Below are 19,880 nucleotides of genomic sequence, written 5' to 3'. Positions count from 1 at the left end.
GGACAAAGGGAAATGAAAAAACACATACTTATAGTTTTCATTTTACTGCTTGGCCATTGGTCATGTAAAGAAAAAGATGTGGTTCCTGAAAAGGAAAAATTAACAGGCTACGTGAACACATTCACGGGTACGGACGGTCCTGGAAACACCTATCCAGGTGCCGTTTTGCCCTTTGGAATGGTACAATTGAGCCCGGATAATGGACTTCCGGGATGGGATAGGATTGCGGGCTATTATTGGCCGGATTCAACCATAGCCGGATTTAGCCATACCCACTTGTCCGGAACTGGTGCAGGGGATATGTATGATTTATTATTGATGCCCTTAAACAGTAGGTTTACCGAAAGCTTGACCCAAGAAGGAAGATATCGACCCTATTCTAAGTTCTCACACGATAAGGAAGAAGCAAGCCCTGGATACTATGCCGTCGATTTATTGAGTTCGGGGATCAAGGCAGAACTTACCACCACTTCCAGGGTGGGATTCCATCGATATGCATTTCCAGAGGATAAAAACAGTCAACTTATTCTTGATTTGGGCTATAGTCTCAATTGGGATGCCCCTGTGGATACCAAGATAACCATTGAAGATGGGCAAACCATTTCAGGATATCGAAAATCAACGGGCTGGGCCAGGGATCAACGGGTGTTTTTTGTGGCCAAGTTTTCAAAGCCATTTGAAAATATACAATTGTCCCAAAATTCAGAACAAAAAGATACCACTTCGGTAAATGGAAAGTTCACACGATTTGCGGCAAATTATAGTACGGAAATGGGTGAGGAAATATTGGTCAAGGTTGCACTTTCCTCGGCAAGTATTGAGGGAGCCCGTAAAAACCTGGAAGCAGAAATGCCACATTGGGATTTTGACCAAACCGTATCCAATGCCAAGAATATGTGGGAAAGGTATTTGTCAAAAATCAAGGTGGAAGGGACAAAAGCACAAAAAGAACTTTTTTATACGAATATGTACCATTGCTACCTAACACCTTCATTGCACAGTGATGTGGATGGAGACTATAAGGGTGCAGATGGCAAGGTACATAAGGCTGAGGGCTACAATAAATATGATACCTTTTCCCTTTGGGACACCTTTAGGGCCACACACCCGCTGTATACCTTATTGAATCAAAGGGAAACCGAGGACATAATCAAGTCGTTTTTATCCCATTATGATGAAACGGGCCTGCTCCCTGTTTGGTCCATGGCCGGAAATGAGACCAATATGATGATCGGTTACCATGCAGTTCCGGTCATTGTGGATGCCTATTTTAAAGGAATCCCCATGGATGCCGAAAAAGCATTGAGGGTCTGCGTGGCTTCGGCGACTGAGAAAGGAAGGCAGATAGATATGTATATGGAACTGGGTTATGTTCCCACTGGTGAAGACCACGAAAATTGGTCGGTTTCAAAAACCTTGGAATATGCCTATGACGACTGGTGTATAGCCCGGTTGGCCAAAGCGCTTGGCGAAAATGAAACGGAAAAAATATTTTTAAAAAGAGCGGATAATTGGAAAAACCTATACGATGATTCTTCGACATTTTTCCGCCCTAAAGATAAAGATGGAAATTTTAGTTCTCCGTTTTCTCCAAAAGCATATACCAGGGAATTTTGTGAAAGTAATGCCTGGCAGTATTTCTGGTTTGTACCCCATGACATGAATGACTTGATAGATACTTTAGGCAAGAAACGTTTTGAACAGAAACTCGACTCCATGTTTACCTATTACCCAACAGCTGGGGATAAATTGCCCATTTTTAGTACGGGAATGATTGGGCAGTATGCACATGGAAACGAGCCTAGTCATCATGTATCGTACTTATACAATGCTATTGGCAAACCCTGGAAAACGCAACAAATGGTTCGCAAGATTATTGAGACCCAGTATAGCACGGAACCTGACGGGTATTGCGGTAACGAGGACTGTGGACAAATGTCGGCCTGGTTGGTATTTTCATCTTTGGGCATGTATCCAACAAACCCGGCAGATGGTATCTATAGTTTGACATCACCGCTTTTTGAAGAAGCCGTAATTGATTTGGAAAATGGAAAGCAATTCAAGATAAGTGTGGAAAATCAATCCAAAACTAATAGTTACATACAAGAAATTACCTTAAACGGAAAACCTTATCAGCAACTAACTATAACCCATCAGCAAATTATTGATGGTGGAGAACTTCATTTTGTACTAGGTGCTGAACCGAATAGGGAGTTAATAAATTTAGGATTATGAAGAGATTTGTATTTGGGCTTATAGGGTTTTTATTGCTTGCGTCATGCGCTAATAAAGAATTGCTTTTAGGCGAAATTTCCATAACCCCTTTACCAGCTGATTTAATAGAGGGCCAAGGATATTTTGAAATCAATGCAAATACTATTGTTGCTGTTGAAAACGAAGAGCAACAAGAAATAGCTACTAGGTTTTTCAACCAATTTGAAACCGTATCAAGATGGGTTCCGGAAATTCAGCGAGGAACGGACAAAGGGACTATTTCTTTAAGCACTGATGCCTCCATGGAAAATGAAGCGTACAAGCTCCAAGTGGATACAACCAAAATACAGATAAAAGCTGCTTCGGGAGCAGGCTTTTTCTATGCTTTGCAGAGTTTAAAACAACTACTTCCCACATCATTCTATTCAACAAAAGAACAGCCCAATGTTGTTTGGGGCGTGCCTGCAGTTACTATAAAGGATAAACCTGCTTTTGGCTGGAGAGGTTATATGCTGGATGTTTCCCGTCATTTTTTTGATAAGGAACAGATCAAGGACGTAATTGACTTTATGGCCGAGATTAAATTGAATCGCTTTCATTGGCATTTGTCAGATGACCAGGGATGGCGTTTGGAAATTAAAAAGTATCCCAAGTTAACAGAAATTGGAGCTTGGAGGGTGGATTACAATGTAACTGATGAAAGTGTTTCCAATTGGTGGGGAAGACCTGTTCAAAAAGAAGGGGATAAAGCCACCTATGGTGGTTTTTATACCCAGGAGGATATAAAGGAGATCGTGGCCTATGCCAAAGAGCGTTATGTTGAAATAATTCCGGAGATTGATATGCCCGGACATTCTTTGGCCGCTATTGCATCCTATCCAGAAATATCATGCACAGGAGGTCCTTTTTATGTAGGGACCGGTGGTGTTTCAAAAGATAACACCTATTGCCCTGGTAAGGAGGTAACTTATGAATTTGTGGAAGGTGTGTTGGATGAGGTCACAACACTTTTCCCATTTGAATATGTCCATATTGGAGGTGATGAATGTAATAAACTAGCGTGGAAAGCAGATCCAGATTGTCAAAAGCGAATTAAAGATGAAAACCTTGCCAATGAAGATGAACTACAGAGCTATTTTATTAAGCGTGTGGAAAAGATGGTCAATGCCCGCAATAAAAAAATGATTGGTTGGGATGAGATTTTGGAAGGAGGTCTAGCGCCGAATGCAACAGTAATGTCTTGGCGTGGTGAAAAAGGAGGTATTGCCGCTGCAAGAGCAGGTCATGATGTAATCATGACACCCTTTAAATATTGCTATCTCGATTTAAAACAAGGTGATGACGACCTAGAACCTAATTTGGGGTATGCCTACAGTTTTCTGAAAGATGCCTATTATTATAATATTGTATCAGACAGTTTAACCGAAGCACAAGGAAAACATGTTTTAGGAGTGCAAGGAAATTTATGGACGGAGTCCATCAGCGATTGGGGCAAGCTTACCTATATGACATTTCCGCGCTTGTATGCCATTGCAGAAAATGGCTGGACGCAGGAGAAACATAAAAACTGGAAAGGGTTTACATCACGTTTACTTTATCAATTTAAACGCTTTGATGAACAAGGCACACGATATGCCACAAGTGCCTTTAATGTAAAAATTGACCATGAGGGTACTGGGACAGGAGCTGTTGACATCTCCTTAAAAACTGAGGTGGAAGATTTGGAGATATATTACACCCTGGATGGTAATGAACCAACCTTGAGTTCAATCAAATATGAAGGGGAATTTAGTGTTGATAGCACCGCCACCTTAAAGGCGACCAGTTTTTTAAATGGAAAACAGGATGGAAATATATCAGAAAAACATTTTCCTATACACATGGCTTTTGGTGCCAAGGTAGTGTATCATTCAGAGGCTGTGAACCCTAAAGAAAAAGACGAAATTGATAAACTGGTGGATTTAAACTATGGAAAACTCCATAGATGGGATTCCAATTGGCAAACGATAAAAGGGGATTTGGAAGTGGATTTGATTTTTGCGAAACCCTCAAAGATTGAGAAAATGGAAATGACTTGTCTACGGTTTACCATCGGAGGTCTTTATATTCCAGAATATGTGGAGGTTTATGGTTCGGAAAATGGGGAATCTTACTCAAAATTGGGCGAAATCCATAAAACGGAACAGAGCATCATTCAAGGACGTAATAAAGTTACATACATAGTGGATTTTGACAAAACAGTAGCGAAATCCATAAAAATAAAAGCAAAAAGTGTAAACCCAATACCGGAAGGACACCACCAAGCTGGAGTTCCTTCAAAAATAGCAGTAGATGAGATTGTGGTCTATTAAATATTTTGAATGTGAGAGGATAATAGGGAGTCTATGAATTTAAAATTTGAGTTTTTGATTTTGTTGTGTGCTGGGTTTTCAATGTTTGGCTGTGCCCAGTCAAAAAACGAACCAACGCCCAAAAGTTATATAGCCTATAAAACACTTGAAAAAATAAAAATTGATGGTGATGGTTCAGATAATTCTTGGAGCAAAACAGATTGGTCTGATTCTTTTATCGATATAGAAGGCGTTAAGCTACCGAAGTACAAAACACAGGTGAAGATGCTTTGGGACAACACCTATTTCTATATTCTGGCCAAATTGGAAGAACCCCACGTTTGGGCAAGTCTAAAAATAAGGGATACCATTATTTTTCACAATAATGATTTTGAAGTGTTTATAGATCCAGATAGTGATACGCACAATTATTATGAGTTGGAGGTAAATGCCCTAAACACTGTTTGGGACTTGTTTGTAACAAAACCCTACCGGAATGAAAATGTGGTTTTAAATGATTGGAATATTTCAGGATTAAAGTCTGCGGTTAAAGTAAACGGAACACTGAACAATCCAAATGATACAGACACGGGTTGGGTTTTGGAGATGGCAATTCCGTGGGCGGTCTATAAAAAAGGATATTTTAAAAAAAATATACCATTAGATAAATTTTGGAGAGTCAATTTTTCCAGAGTGAATTGGGATTTTCAAATTTCCGATGGTAATTATGAAAGAAAGCAGGACGCACATGGGAAGCTATTACATGAATACAATTGGGTATGGTCTCCCATGGGGGTTATCAATATGCATGAACCGGAAAAATGGGGCTATGTATATTTTTCATCAAATGAAGTAGGGCAACAAGATAGTTTCAGTATTCCTCAAGATGAAAAAATAAAATGGGAACTATATAAGATGTACCGTGTTCAAAATGCACATTTCAAAGAACATGAAGCCTATTTTACTTCAATAGACAGTTTGATGGCTACAGAAATACAGGTAGAAGGTAAGGTTTTAGAACCCATATTGGAAAACCACAGTACGGGTTGGAACCTTAGCATTAAAAGTCCGTTCACGGATAAAATATTGATAGTAAAAGAAGATGGAAAGTTTATATCAAAATAAGTTGGATATGAAGATTATACGAATAGTTGTTTATTGTTTTTTGCTAGGCTTGATGTCTTGCAACACTCAGGAAAAGTCAAAGGAAACTACTGGGGTGGAAGATGTAACCATAAAAGAACCAAAATTTAAGTATTGGAACTGGATTACGGTGGGGCATAAAAAGTCGGATTCGGCGTATACGGCCCATTTCAAAAAATTGAAGGGATATGGTATTGACGCGGTGCTTATAAATTCTGGTGCCGATCCAAAATTGTTGGCACGGGTGGCACCTTTGGCAACTGAAGAGGGTCTGGAAGTACATGCTTGGATGTTTACCACCAACCGGCCGGGGGATTCCATTGCTTTGCAACACCCAGATTGGTATATGGTCAGTAGGAGTGGGAAGTCTTGCTTTGATGAACGTCCGTATGTAAATTATTACCAATGGCTTTCACCCAGTCATCCTGATGCAAGAAAACACATTTTAAGCTTGATTGAAGGTCTTGCCAAGGTTGAGGGCGTTGCTAGTGTTCACCTCGACTATATACGCTATCCAGATGTCTATTTGCCCATCGGCCTGCTTCCAAAGTATAATTTAAAACAAGAGGAGGAACTACCGGATTTTGATTTCGATTATTCCGATGCCAGTGTGGAGAAATTTATGGCACTTCATCATAAAGACCCGAGAAAAATGGAAAATCCGGCCATAGACATTGAGTGGAAGAATTTTCGCTTGAACGAGATAAAATCCCTAGTAAATGAGGCCTATACCTTGGTTCATAAATATGATAAAAAACTAAGTGCTGCTGTTTTTCCATATCCTGAAATGGCAGATTATATGGTACGTCAACGTTGGGATAAATGGAATATTGATATTGTATTGCCCATGATTTATTATAATTTTTATAATGAGGAGTTGGATTGGATAGGCTATGCAACGGCACAAGGGGTAGAAGATTTGAAAGGAAGACCAACTGATTTGCACACAGGATTGTATACTCCTAAACTCAGTCCTGAGGACCTAAAATTGGCAATACAATACGCAAAAGACAATGGAGCTTCCGGAGTTGCATTCTTCGATGATTACACCCTTACCGATGAGCAGTTCGAAGTCATAAAAACATCAAAAGAATAGTTGTTTAATACGGCAAATTTATGTCAGAAAGTATACTTAAAACCTTAAAATTAATATCAGGAGTAAAAACAGGAACTATTATCTGTTTGCTATTTTGTAGTATAGGATTAAAGGGACAAGAAGTTTCAGATTACGTAAACCCTTTTATTGGCACATCCAATTTCGGTGCAACATATCCTGGGCCGGTCGCGCCAAGGGGCATGGTTAGCATAGCACCTTTTAATGTGGCGGGTAAGCAAAATGTTTTGGAAAAAGATAGTAGATGGCTTTCCAACCCATATGTTCATGAAAACACTTTCTTAACAGGGTTTAGCCAAGTAAACCTTAGTGGCGTAGGCTGTCCAGACTTAGGCGTGATTTTGGTCATGCCAACTACTGGCATGGTGGAAACGGACCATTTATCATACGGCTCAACCTATTCCAATGAGGTGGCAAAAGCGGGTTATTACAGCAATACATTGGATAAATACAATATCAAAACTGAATTCACAACATCAAAACGAGTTGGGGTGAACAGGTTTACGTTTCCCGCTGGAGAATCCAACATCCTTTTGAATTTGGGACTTGGGCTTACCAATGAAGAAGGTGCCATGGTCAAAGTCGTATCATCTTCAGAAATTGAAGGTATGCGAACTGTAGGTGCATTTTGTTACAACAATCCAGAGTCGGCTTATCCAGTATATTTTGTGGCTAAATTTTCAAAGCCTGCGGACAGTTTTGGAGTTTGGAAGAAACCCAGAAAGTATGAAGGAGAAGAAGCCCAATGGATGACCTACAATGGAAAAACGCGAATGATGGACAATGCCACAAGAATGATTGTTGGCGATAGCATTGGAACGTATTTCAAGTATACTTTCAGTAAACAGGAAACAGTTGAGGTGAAAATTGGCGTATCCTATGTCAGTATTGAAAATGCAAGGAAAAATCTAGAGGAAGAAACATCCAATAAATCACTTGAAACCGTTTATGAAGAAACCCTTGGGGAATGGAATCAAATACTATCAAAAGTAAAAGTGGAAGGTGGTTCAAAAGAGGACAAGATTAACTTTTATACGGCACTGTACCATACATTGATTCACCCCAATACCTTGAACGATTTTAATGGTGATTATCCTGAAATAAATACAGGGAAAATAGGGAATACTACTGGAACTAGATATACGGTGTTTTCACTATGGGATACCTATAGGAACTTACATCAATTCATGTCCTTGGTATATCCCAGACAACAATCAAATATGGTAAAAAGTATGTTGGCCATGTATGACGAAAATGGTTGGTTGCCAAAATGGGAATTAAACTCCACAGAAACCTTTACCATGGTTGGGGACCCAGCAAGCATTGTCATTGCTGACACCTATTTAAAAGGTATTCAGGATTTTGATGTTCAAAAATCGTATTTGGCCATGTTGAAAAGTGCAAATCAAATTGAGGATAATCCATTGCGCCCCGGGCTTAAAAATTATTTGGGAAAAGGATATTTGACAACTGAAGATGTAGGCTCGGTCTCAACAACACAGGAATACAATGCAGCGGATTATTCTATTGCCGTTTTGGCAAAAGCATTGGGAAAAACGAAGGATTATAAAACCTATAGAAAACGGTCATTATCCTATAAAAAACTATTTGATAAGGAGTATAATCTACTAAGACCCCGAAATTCTGATGGAACTTTTTATGAACCTTTTAATCCATTGGCAGGGGCCAATTTTGAAAAAAATGTGGGTTATATAGAGGGGAACGCCTGGCAGTATGCCTTTATGGTGCCCCATGACATAAAAGGACTTAAAAAATTGATGGGAGGTGATAAAAACTTCACAATCCAATTACAAAAAGTGTTTGACGACAATCAATTTGATATGGCCAATGAACCCGATATTGCATATCCGTATTGGTTTAACTATGTCGCCGGTGAAGAATGGCGCACCCAAAAAACAGTAGAGGAATTAGTGACCAAGTATTTTCAGAACAAGCCTGATGGACTTCCTGGGAATGATGATACGGGGACCATGTCTGCTTGGTTGGTGTATTCCATGATGGGAATTTATCCAGCTTCAATAGGGGATAATAAATATCAGATTACAAGCCCTGTATTTGATCAGGTAGAAATAGGCTTGGATTCTAAGTACTATTCTGGAAAAAAATTCACCATAATTACCAAGAATAATTCCAAAGAAAATAACTACATACAATCAATTAAACTTAACGGAGAATCATTGAAACGGTATTGGATAACCCATGATGAGATTGTAAAAGGAGGCGTTTTAGAGTTGGAACTGAGTCCGAATCCAAAAAAATAAAATCAGTTTTTCTTTGAAACTTTCCAGGCTTCAAACTCAGTTTTGAATGTATCGTTGGTTAACGGATATAATCCAATAATTGAGGTTCCATTTTCAACTTTTTCCATCACAAATTCCTCGTACAATGTCATTTGAAGGCATTCATCGGCAACAACTTCTGCAATGTTTCGAGGAATTACCATTACCCCATCATTGTCTCCTACAATATAATCTCCAGGAAAAACGGCAACATCACCACAACCAATGGGTTCATTAATAGAAATGGCTTGGTGAAGTGTTAAATTGGTAGGAGCAGATGGTGTAACATGATAGGATGCAAAATCGAGTTCTGCAATTTCTGCTGAATCCCTAAAACCACCATCGGTTACAATACCTGCCGCCCCCCTTTTCATAAGTCGGGTCACTAAAATGGAACCTGCGGATGCCGCTCTCGAATTCTTCCTACTATCAATGACCATTACATGGTTTTCCGGACATTCCTCCACGGCAACTCTTTGCAGGTGTTTGGGATCCCTAAAAACTTCAATCGGATTCAAATCCTCACGGGCCGGAATATAACGCAAGGTATAGGCGAGTCCTACCATGGTTTTGTTTCGGGATTTTAATGGACGGACTTTTTGTATAAACTGATTTTTCAACCCTTTTTTAAATAGACATGTTGCGATGGTAGCTGTGCTTACCTGGGTTAATTTTTCAATAATGGATTCTTGGTAATTTTTCATGCCGATATATGTTATTTTGGTCGTTTGTCAGGGATATTTTTGTGAATGTCGTAAATATACATATATTTGGTAAACCAATTTGGTAAACCAATTTTTAAATGAACATTTCAAGGAAGCTTTTTTTATGCCTTTTTTCCATTCTATTAGCGTCTTGCAATCAGTCCAATACATCTTCGGGAATAATTAATTCCGTTGATGAATTTAACGAAGCCGTTTCTAATGCACAACCTGGAGATGTAATTACACTGGCCAATGGTGTATGGGAAAATGCAGAGCTTCTGTTTGAAGGGAATGGTACCGAGGATAACCCCATTACACTTACTGTTGAGGAAAAAGGGAAAGTGACATTGGAGGGAAATTCCAATTTAAGATTGGCTGGTAGCTATTTGGTGGTCGAGGGATTGGTTTTTAAAAATGGATTCACACCTACTACTGAGGTGATTTCCTTTAAAAAAGATAAGAATACATTGGCAAATCATAGCAGGATTACTGAATGTGTAATTGATCGCTATAATAATCCCGAACGTCATGAACCGGATACTTGGGTTGCTGTTTACGGGAACAATAATCGGGTAGACCATAACCACCTAGTTGGTAAAGGAAATAGAGGAGTGACCATGATTGTTAGGTTAAATACCAAAGAAAGTGAGAAGAACAACAATAGAATAGATCATAATTATTTTGGGCATAGACCCAATTTGGGTTCAAATGGGGGAGAAACACTTAGGATAGGAACAAGTCATTATTCGTTGGTGAATTCCATGACAGTCGTGGAATCTAATTACTTTGACCGATGTAATGGAGAGCATGAGATTATTTCCAATAAATCGTATAATAATGTATATCGAGATAATGTTTTCTACGAATGTACGGGAACATTGACCATGAGACATGGAAATGAAACCCTGGTTGAAGGCAATGTTTTTATAGGTAACAATAAACCCAGTACAGGAGGGATTCGGGTTATTAACGGCCAACAAACAGTTAGAAACAATTACGGGGTTGGTTTGAAGGGATATCGTTTCCGCGGAGCCTTTGTAGTTATGAACGGTGTACCAAATTCGCCTTTAAACAGGTATTTTCAGGTTGAAGATGCCGAAATCCACAATAATACCTTTATAGAATGTGACCATATTCAATTATGTGCGGGGAGCGATGCTGAAAGAAGCGCTGTTCCCATCAATTCATCCATGACCAATAATATTTTCTACAATCCAGACAAGAATGATGTTTTTACGGTGTATGATGATATTAGTGGTATTGATTTTAAGAATAATCTTCTGAGTCCAAATATATCCGCTATTTCGGAGAATGGTTTTACAGCGAGAGAATTGGAATTTGAGGTGAACAAATACGGATTGAAAATTCCCAAAAAACTGGAAGGTAACCAAGGAGCTGTGTTGAGCGATAAGTTGGCAACAAAAGAAAATACAGGGGTAAGTTGGTATCCAAAGGACGATATTGAAGTGGAACTATCATCTGGAAAAACAATAGTAGTATCCCCAGGCTTGAATACCTTGTTCGATGCCGCAAAAAACTCAAAACCAGGAGACATCTTGGAACTGGAAAACGGAACATACACTCAGACCAAAACCCTAGCGGTTGGTCATCCATTAACTATAAAATCCAAAAATTCACAAAAACCCACAATCCTTTTTGAGAAGAAATCACTGTTTGAAATTAGCAATGGAGGTAGCCTATCATTAGAAGACCTTATTTTTGATGGCGCAGAATCTCCGGATAGAACAGGTAATTCTGTGATTACAACAAGCAAGTACTCTATGAACAAAAATTACAAATTGTTCATAGAGGATTGTGAGTTTACTAATTTAGATGTGAACCACTCCTATGATGCGATTCGGGTTTACAAAAACACTTTTGCGGATACCATCAGTATCAAAAACTCAAAATTTAAAACGATTTCCGGTAATGTAATCGCTTTGGACAAGGAAACTGATGATATTGGAATTTATAATTCAGAATACGTGATTATGAAGAACAATGTTTTTTCGCATGTTGGTGGTGCTGCTTTACGCTTGCATAGGGGAGGAAAAGATGAAAGTACTTTTGGACCATTTTTGGAAATGGATCATTGCGTATTTGATAATGTAGGAAATGACAAAAGAAACAAGTACGATGCGTCAGTTTCACTTTACGGGGTTCAGGTAATCGATATAAAAAATAATATTTTCAATGCAAGTAAAGGTGTCGGAATGCATTTGGTTGTAGGGGAACCCATTGTCAATATATTGAACAACAATTTCTTTAATAGTGCCAGCATCAGTGTAACAGGAGATGAAAAGTATACGATAAGGAATTCCTGGTCTTTGCCTCCGGCATTTGATTCTGAAATCAGCTATATCTTAAAATCGAATTCAGCTTTGATAGGTAAGGCAACAGATGGGAGTAACTTAGGGGTAATCTCTAATTAAATGGATGCGCTAAATATGAATCGAAAGACCTATCATTTTTTTTGTTTGCTTTTTGTTTTTTGTTTTCACACCCTGATTCAGGCGCAGGAACATCCCAAATTAATACTTACAAAACAAGGAGTTGAGGCTATTAGGGCCAAACTAGGGACTGTTCCTTTATTTGATGCATCATTGTCTAAAATAAAGGATGAAGTTGATGCCGAAATTGCGACTGGGATTCATATGCCCATTCCCAAGGATTATTCTGGAGGGTATACACATGAGCGGCATAAAAAAAACTTTTTAATACTTCAAAAATCGGGAGTGCTCTTTCAAATATTGGATGACGAAAAGTATGCAGTATATGTTAGGGATGTGTTGATGTCATATGCAGAAATGTATCCCACACTTCCAGTGCATCCAAAAGAACGGTCTTATGCCCGGGGCAAATTGTTTTGGCAATGTTTGAATGATTCCAATTGGTTGGTATACACAAGTCAAGCTTACGATTGCATCTATGATTGGCTCTCCAAAAAAGAGCGGAAAAAATTGGAAAAAGACTTGTTCAAACCTTTTGCAGATTTCATTTCAAAAGGCAATCCACAGTTTTTTAATCGTGTTCATAATCATAGTACTTGGGGCAATGTGGCATTAGGTATGATTGCTTTGGTGATGGATGATGACCAATTGTTGAACCGTGCCTTATATGGTTTAAAAGTGGATAACCTTTCAGAGGATATGAAGGACAATGATGGGGGCTTCATTAAGACTAAGGATCAGAAGATTGGTTTTTTTGGCAATTTGGATGAACCATTCTCTCCGGATGGATACTATACGGAGGGACCTTATTATCAACGCTACGCCATGTATCCCTTTTTAATTTTTGGACAGGCATTGCATAATGCTAAACCAGAACTGAAAATATTTGAATATAATGATGGGGTTTTATTAAAGAGTGTAGAGACCTTACTCAACCTTACTGATGCTGATGGTGAATTCTTTCCAATAAATGATGGCCAAAAAGGAATGTCCTATTATTCTAGGGAATTAGTCACTGCGGTTGATATTGCATATCATTTTGGAGGTGAAAATGCTCAATTATTGAGTATTGCAGAAAAGCAGGATAGAGTAGTATTGAATGATGCAGGGTTGTCCATAGCTATTGGAATAAAGGAAGGACGGTCAGAGCCATTTCTCAAAAAAACAGTCAATTTATTGGATGGTTCCGATGGGACAGAAGGTGGAATAGGTATTTTGAGAAAGGATGATATGGAGTTGATTTTTAAATACGCTGCCCAAGGATTGAGCCATGGACACTATGACAAACTCTCATTTTCTGTATTTGAAAAGGGAGATGAAGTTCTTCAAGATTATGGATTGGCCAGGTTTGTCAATATTGAACAAAAAGGTGGAGGAAATTATCTAAAGGAGAATACCACTTGGGCAAAGCAGACAATAGCCCATAATACTTTGGTTCAAAATGAGACCTCACATTTTCAAGGAAAGTATGAAATAGGAAGTAAGAACCATTCAGTTTTACATTTTTTTGATACCTCAGATGAAAATCTACAACTTATTAGCGCAAAGGAAAAGAATGCTTATCCTGGCACGGAAATGCACAGAACATTTGCCTTAATCATGGATAACGACTATGAGAAACCTTATATACTGGATATATTGAAGATAAGTTCCGAAACCAATAATCAATATGACCTTCCCTTTTATTTTCTGGGACAGGTTATGGAAGTGAACTTCGATTACGAGGTACCCAAAACCTTGGGTCAATTAGGGGCAGCAAATGGATATCAACATTTATGGCTGGAAGGAAAAGGGCAACCAAAATCAAAGAACACAAAGTTGTCCTGGCTCAACAATCAAAAGTTTTATAGTATAACCATGGCCGCAAATCTTCAGGATGAATTACTATTCGCCAGAATTGGGGCAAATGACCCCAGCTTTAATTTAAGAAGGGATCCTGCCTTGATTGTGAGAAGAAAGGACATCTCAAATACTGTTTTTGTATCCGTTATCGAGTCACATGGATCATATAGTCCGGTTTCGGAGTTTGCCGTGAATGCCTCTAGTAGTGTTGCAGCGCTTCAAGTTGTATTGGATACTGTGGATTTTACTGCTGTGGAAATCGAAAGTGAGAAAGGAAATACAAAATTACTTATTGTGTCAAACGTAAATGCTTCAAAAGAACAGAAGCACGAATTGGAAATTGAAAATAACAAATATAATTGGACAGGGCCATACTATTTTGGCCAACTAAAAAAATAATTTTATGGAAAGTTTTGGATCAAGTAAGGAGTTTTTAATAGGAAGTGAAATCCCATGGGAAACAGTAGGTGAAGGTCTTGAAAGACAAATTATGGGATATGATGACAAGATAATGTTGGTAAACGTAAAATTTGCCAAAGGGGCAATTGGTGTTATGCACGAACACCATCATTCCCAAGTAACTTATGTGGTAAGTGGTTCCTTTAAACTGACTATTGGGGACGAAACCAAAATACTTAATGCGGGGGATTCTTTCTATATACCTCCGCATGTGATGCACGGTGCTCTATGCCTTGAAGCTGGGTTTTTAATTGATGTTTTTAGCCCAATCCGAGAAGACTTCATGCAAAACCGATAAAAAAGCACCTATAAAAATAAATACTTGGTGTTTTTTGGGCACAAAATTGTGTCTAGTCTTAAAATTTTAACATTTAAATCCAAATTAAGTTTTTATTTAACTTTTAGATAACATATATTTGGTAAACCAAATTGGTAAACCAGATTGGATTACCAAAAAAGAAATTAACAAACTAAAACTATGGAACCATGATTAAATGAAAAGGGGATAAGTTTACTATTGTCCTCTTAAAATTTACTTCTTTTTGAAGTAAGCACTAACCTTAACATTTTTATTATGTTTTTAAGAGATCTAAAAAGTGGAAGGCAAATTTTAGATTGTGTTTTAAGAATCCTAATGAAAATGTAGAACAGTAAAGAAAATTATTCTTGCCGGAAATGCTCAACAGTAAGGATTAATTAACTCAACTTTTTTTGAAATTAACTAAATATCAAATGAATTTAAAATTAAAACTAATTTTAATTGCAATATTGTCGATCAATATTCAATTATTTGCCCAAGACAACTATAGTCTGTCGGGTAATGTATCAGATGAGAACAATGTCCCGATTCCCGGGGCGAACGTGGTTGTTTTTGACACAACCAGGGGAACTCAAACAGATTTTGATGGTAACTACACGATTCAGGTAAGCAATGGAGACGTTTTGGTTTTCTCCTATATTGGTTATGCTACACAACAAGTTATCGTAAACGGCCAGACCACGGTAAACATTGTTATGGCTGAAGATCTTAGCGAACTGGATGAAGTGGTTGTCGTTGGGTATGGTACCCAGAAAAAATCGACGGTTACTGGGTCTATTTCCAAAGTAGTGAATGAAACTTTAGATCAGATTGCAGTATCTAGGGTAGATGACGCCCTTATCGGTCAGGTATCCGGTGTAAACATTCAAGCTACCAATGCTGAAGCAGGTGGGGCACCCACTATTACCATTAGAGGTGTTGGGTCAATTGCAGCGGATTCAGGTCCTGCATTAGTGGTTGACGGTATTGTTGTAAGCTCAGATTTTCTAGGAAATCTTGATATGAATGATGTAGAGTCTTTTGAAGTTTTAAAGGATGCTGCCTCGGCTGCTATTTATGGTAGTGAAGGTGCAAATGGTGTTATTTTGATTACTACTAAAAGTGGTAAAGCAGGGAAAACAAAATTTAGCTACCAAACCTACACAGGATTTAAGCAAGCACATGGCAGTGAGGATTACAAAAAAAATATTGATGAATGGTTGGCGTTGGAGCAATCAGTTACTGGGACACTCTCGGAAGAATCGGAATATATAAAGCTTTTAGTAGCGACAACAGGAGTAAATAGAGATTGGCAAGATGTTTTCTTTGATGGAGGTAATGTTACCAGTCACTCACTTTCAGCAAGAGGGGGAACAGAGGATACAAGTTTCAGTACATCTTTGAGATACCTGCATGATGAAGGTGTTGTAATTACTGACGATTATAAATTGTATACAGGTAATTTAAAGGTCAATTCAAAAATTGGCGAAAAAATTAAGTTTGGTGTTAGTGTAACTCCTTCTTACACAAAGCAAAGACGTTTGCCAACGTCGATTCATAATCCAATTCGTCAATCACCTTGGTTGCCTATTTACCATACAGAAGAATCATTGCAGTTTATTAATCGAGATGTATACCCAAATGTTGGTGTCGGAGATTACTTTTGGGAAGATCATTTGGTTGAACTGGATTTAGATGGGAATGGAAGTGATGCCAGACCTCGTACATCAGGTGACTCCAATCCGTATCAACAATATGTGGAGAGAGAGCATTACGATTTTAATACCAAACTATACGGTTCCACGTACTTAAGTTATGAAATTATCGATGGTCTAACGGCAAAAACATCTTTGGGTGTAACTATAGATCAAAGAAAACAAACAAGATGGGATGGTACAAATTATCATCAATCTGGTGATAGTAGGTCCCAGTATATTTTAAGAAATAGATATCGAACAAGATTAATCAGTGATAACACTTTAAATTATAGTAAGAATTTTGGGAAGCATGACCTTAATTTATTGGCAGGTGCAACTATTCAGAAAAGAAGATCTGAGTTTAGCACAATTACAGGTAGTGGATTTACGGATGATAGGCTTAAGAACATGAATGGGGCTGATCCAGAAAATACTATTGTAACTGAATTTAACACAAATCGTAGCAAACTAGGTTTTTTTGCACGAGTTAATTATGCCTTTGCAGATAAGTACTTATTCAATGCATCTTTTAGACGAGATGGTAGTTCGGTTTTTGGTGTTGATTCAAAGTGGGGTAATTTCCCTGCAGTGTCAGTTGGTTGGAATGTTGCCAAAGAAAATTTCTTGGTTAATACCGATTGGATAAGCAATTTAAAGTTTAGAGCTAGTTATGGACTTACAGGTTCAGAGAACTTTAACGTTGGAAATGCGCTAACTAATGCATGGCCTTACCTGGCCTTGAATCAAAATACCAACTATGGTGTAACTCAAGGTGCTTCTCCACTTAATATTGCGAATCCCGATCTACAATGGGAGGCTTCCAAAGAACTAACCATAGGTTTGGACTATGGATTTGCAGGGAATAGAATTTCAGGTTCAATTGATTATTATCAAAGAAACAGTGATGAGCTGCTTTTAAACAACCCTGTTTCATATCTAACTGGATTTAATCAAGGTATTGTAAACTTAGGAGAAGTTCAGAACCGAGGTTTGGAATTTGAATTAAGAACTAGGAACATTGTTACTGAAAATTTCAGATGGAATTCTACATTCATAGCTTCTACTAACCAAAATGAATTGTTGAGTTTTGGTGATTCTAACAATGCTTTGATCTCAGATACTTATGGTAGAAATTCACAATGGATAAACCGAATAGGTGAACCTATTTCATCTTACTGGGGTTTTGTTGTTGATGAAGAGCTTTTTGATGAAACTTCTTTTAGAACAACGTATGTTGACAGTCCCTGGAACAGAATAAATGGAGAGTCAAGGGCCACAATTGTAAAAGATTTAAATGGTGATGGCTTAATTACTGAAGAGGATAAAACCATTTTAGGGGATCCTTATCCAGATTTGATTTACAGTTTCACGAACGAATTTAAAATTGGCGACTTCGACATTTCTTTTATGGTACAAGGTCAGTTAGGTGGTCAAGTAAATAATATTGGAGATGAGTACTTCTTTAACTGGTTTGGTAATACGACTAGAGGCACAGGTGCTGAGGAGGCTGTAGCAGCTGGTCTTGTCCCTGATGTGTCCTTCATTCAAAGAAAAGTTGTCACCAGTGATGTAATAGCAAGTTCAGACTATTTTTCTCTACGTAATGTAAACGTAGGGTATAACTTTTCAAAAGATATCGTATCACGTATTGGATTGAATGGAGTAAGACTTTATGTTACTGGCCAGAATTTGATTTACATCACTGCTGATGATTATCACGGTTTTAATCCAGAGCATGATGATAATGGTAATGTAAGGGCTTTTGGATCACAAAGAGCGGGTACACCAATATTTAGAACGGTTACACTTGGTTTGAACATTGACTTTTAATTTTAGTAAAGAAAATATATTATGAAAAATATAAAATATCTAATTTTTGCTTTCACAGGGTCTCTTTTTCTCTCCTGTGATACAGAAGAATTTTTAAACCCAGTTCCAGACTCTGTAGTTACTGTAGATTCATTCTTTCAAACGGATGCTGACGTGTTTTCTGGACTTATGGGGATTTATGATGCCATTCAAGGTGTAAATGATGCTACAAATTCAAATGAAGCAACGACAAATAGGGGAGTGCAATTTGAGCACCTTCTAACAGAACATAGAACCGATAATACAAGAAACGCTACCACAGAAGGCTCAAAGGCTGATTTTCACCGTTATCTTGTTAATGCTAACAACGTAGAAGTTGAGGATTACTACGCTTCTATGTACGAGGTAATTTTTAGAGCAAACAATGTTTTGAACTTTATTGATATTGCAGATACTGGTAATCAAGCAAGATATACTGCAGAAGCTAAATTTTTAAGAGCTTATGCGTACTTCAAACTAGTTCGCTTATTTAGTGATGTGCCTCTGGTTACAGAAGTAGTGTCACCAGATGATAAAGAGACACCATTTATTAGAACGCCCGAGTCAGAGATTTATGCTCAAATCATTGCAGATTTGCAAGAGGCAATAAGTGTTTTGGATAATTCAAATGTAATAAGAGCTTCTAGAGCGGCTGCACAAGGCATTTTGGCAAAGGTATATCTTACTCAGGATAATCCTAACTATACCGGTGCACAGCAGTTATGCGAAGACATAGTTAATAGTGGGAATTTCTCTTTAGAGCCTGATTTTAATGACGTATTTTATTCAGGAACCGAGGAGGAATATGATGCATCTGCAAATAGTGAAGTCATATTTGCTATTCAATATATTTCCGGTAACCAGTTGGAAAGCCAAGGTTTTTCAGCTGAATTTACTTCATCCACACGTGTTGGTGCAGAAGATGGTCAAAATATTGTTAATGATAATCTTGTTGCTGATTTTGCATTGGCGGGAGGAGATAGAACAGAACTTTCTTATGTTACCTTTGGCCTATCCAATGAGGTAATTAAGTTCTTGCCAGAAGGATCCGATATAACCACGGTACCTCCAAGTTATGGTGCGGGACGTGATGCTGGAAATGATTATATTGCTTTACGTTATGCTGATGTATTGTTAATGCATGTTGAAGCTATTATGGCAGGTGGAGCATCTACAAACAATGCTGCTGCCTTGAGTTCATTCCAAGCAGTTAGGAATAGGGCAGGTTTAACAGATGTTGTAACTAATATTACGCAGGATGATCTTTTACTTGAGCGAAGGGTAGAATTGGCTTTTGAAAACCAACGTTGGTTCGATTTGTTAAGATTTGGTGTGGCAGAAGCTGTATTAAGTGCCCATGCAGTTGAAATGGATTATGTCTTTGATGCCAGAAAATTATTGTTACCAATACCCGCCAGTGAAATTAACATTAGTGGAGGCCTTTTAACTCAAAATCCAGGATATTAATACTCAAAAATATA

The 19,880-nt window shown here is 38.1% G+C and carries 11 protein-coding genes; 10 read left to right on the top strand and 1 reads right to left on the bottom strand.

Annotated features, from left to right (window positions below; all coding sequences use genetic code 11):
* Positions 1-12: 12 nt before the first annotated feature.
* Genes AAY42_RS07780 through AAY42_RS07760 form a run of 5 tightly spaced genes read left to right on the top strand, consistent with a single transcriptional unit; the run spans position 13 to position 9,083 of the window.
* Positions 13-2,235, top strand: a complete 2,223-nt coding sequence (locus AAY42_RS07780; RefSeq protein WP_055393939.1) for a GH92 family glycosyl hydrolase — start codon at positions 13-15, stop codon at positions 2,233-2,235.
* Positions 2,232-4,565 carry a beta-N-acetylhexosaminidase gene (locus tag AAY42_RS07775; RefSeq protein WP_055393937.1) on the top strand — a complete coding sequence of 778 codons (2,334 nt, stop codon included), beginning with the start codon at positions 2,232-2,234 and terminating at the stop codon, positions 4,563-4,565. The genes AAY42_RS07780 and AAY42_RS07775 overlap by 4 nt, the downstream gene beginning before the upstream one ends.
* Positions 4,566-4,598: 33 nt before the next feature.
* Positions 4,599-5,669: a carbohydrate-binding family 9-like protein gene (locus tag AAY42_RS07770; RefSeq protein ID WP_055393935.1), complete on the top strand. Its 1,071-nt coding sequence runs from the start codon at positions 4,599-4,601 to the stop codon at positions 5,667-5,669.
* Between the two features lie 7 nt (positions 5,670-5,676).
* Positions 5,677-6,783 carry a family 10 glycosylhydrolase gene (locus tag AAY42_RS07765; protein WP_055397771.1) on the top strand — a complete coding sequence of 369 codons (1,107 nt, stop codon included), beginning with the start codon at positions 5,677-5,679 and terminating at the stop codon, positions 6,781-6,783.
* 20 nt (positions 6,784-6,803) lie between these two features.
* Complete coding sequence (locus AAY42_RS07760; RefSeq protein WP_055393933.1) at positions 6,804-9,083, top strand: GH92 family glycosyl hydrolase; 2,280 nt, start codon at positions 6,804-6,806, stop codon at positions 9,081-9,083.
* A 2-nt stretch (positions 9,084-9,085) separates the two neighbouring features.
* Here the strand turns inward: AAY42_RS07760 and AAY42_RS07755 are convergent, their stop codons facing one another.
* A complete protein-coding gene (locus AAY42_RS07755; RefSeq protein WP_055393931.1) occupies positions 9,086-9,805 on the bottom strand; it encodes a ribonuclease activity regulator RraA in 720 nt (239 codons plus the stop codon).
* Positions 9,806-9,903: 98 nt separating this feature from the next.
* On the opposite strand from AAY42_RS07755, the gene AAY42_RS07750 reads away from it, so the two are divergent.
* From AAY42_RS07750 to AAY42_RS07730, 5 genes are all read left to right on the top strand, one after another.
* Complete coding sequence (locus AAY42_RS07750; protein ID WP_055393929.1) at positions 9,904-12,237, top strand: chondroitinase-B domain-containing protein; 2,334 nt, start codon at positions 9,904-9,906, stop codon at positions 12,235-12,237.
* A 15-nt stretch (positions 12,238-12,252) separates the two neighbouring features.
* Positions 12,253-14,496, top strand: a complete 2,244-nt coding sequence (locus tag AAY42_RS07745; protein ID WP_055397769.1) for an alginate lyase family protein — start codon at positions 12,253-12,255, stop codon at positions 14,494-14,496.
* A gap of 4 nt (positions 14,497-14,500) precedes the next feature.
* On the top strand, positions 14,501-14,854 hold the full coding sequence (locus AAY42_RS07740) for a cupin domain-containing protein (RefSeq protein ID WP_055393927.1): 354 nt from the start codon (positions 14,501-14,503) through the stop codon (positions 14,852-14,854).
* A gap of 434 nt (positions 14,855-15,288) precedes the next feature.
* A complete protein-coding gene (locus tag AAY42_RS07735) occupies positions 15,289-18,381 on the top strand; it encodes a SusC/RagA family TonB-linked outer membrane protein (protein WP_055393926.1) in 3,093 nt (1,030 codons plus the stop codon).
* A gap of 21 nt (positions 18,382-18,402) precedes the next feature.
* Positions 18,403-19,866: a RagB/SusD family nutrient uptake outer membrane protein gene (locus AAY42_RS07730; RefSeq protein WP_055393924.1), complete on the top strand. Its 1,464-nt coding sequence runs from the start codon at positions 18,403-18,405 to the stop codon at positions 19,864-19,866.
* The last annotated feature ends 14 nt before the right edge of the window (positions 19,867-19,880 follow it).

The sequence above is a fragment of the Flagellimonas eckloniae genome, from assembly GCF_001413955.1.
GTDB lineage: Bacteria > Bacteroidota > Bacteroidia > Flavobacteriales > Flavobacteriaceae > Flagellimonas > Flagellimonas eckloniae.
Note: the sequence above shows the minus strand (reverse complement) of the source record. Positions and strands in the feature narration are given on the sequence as shown.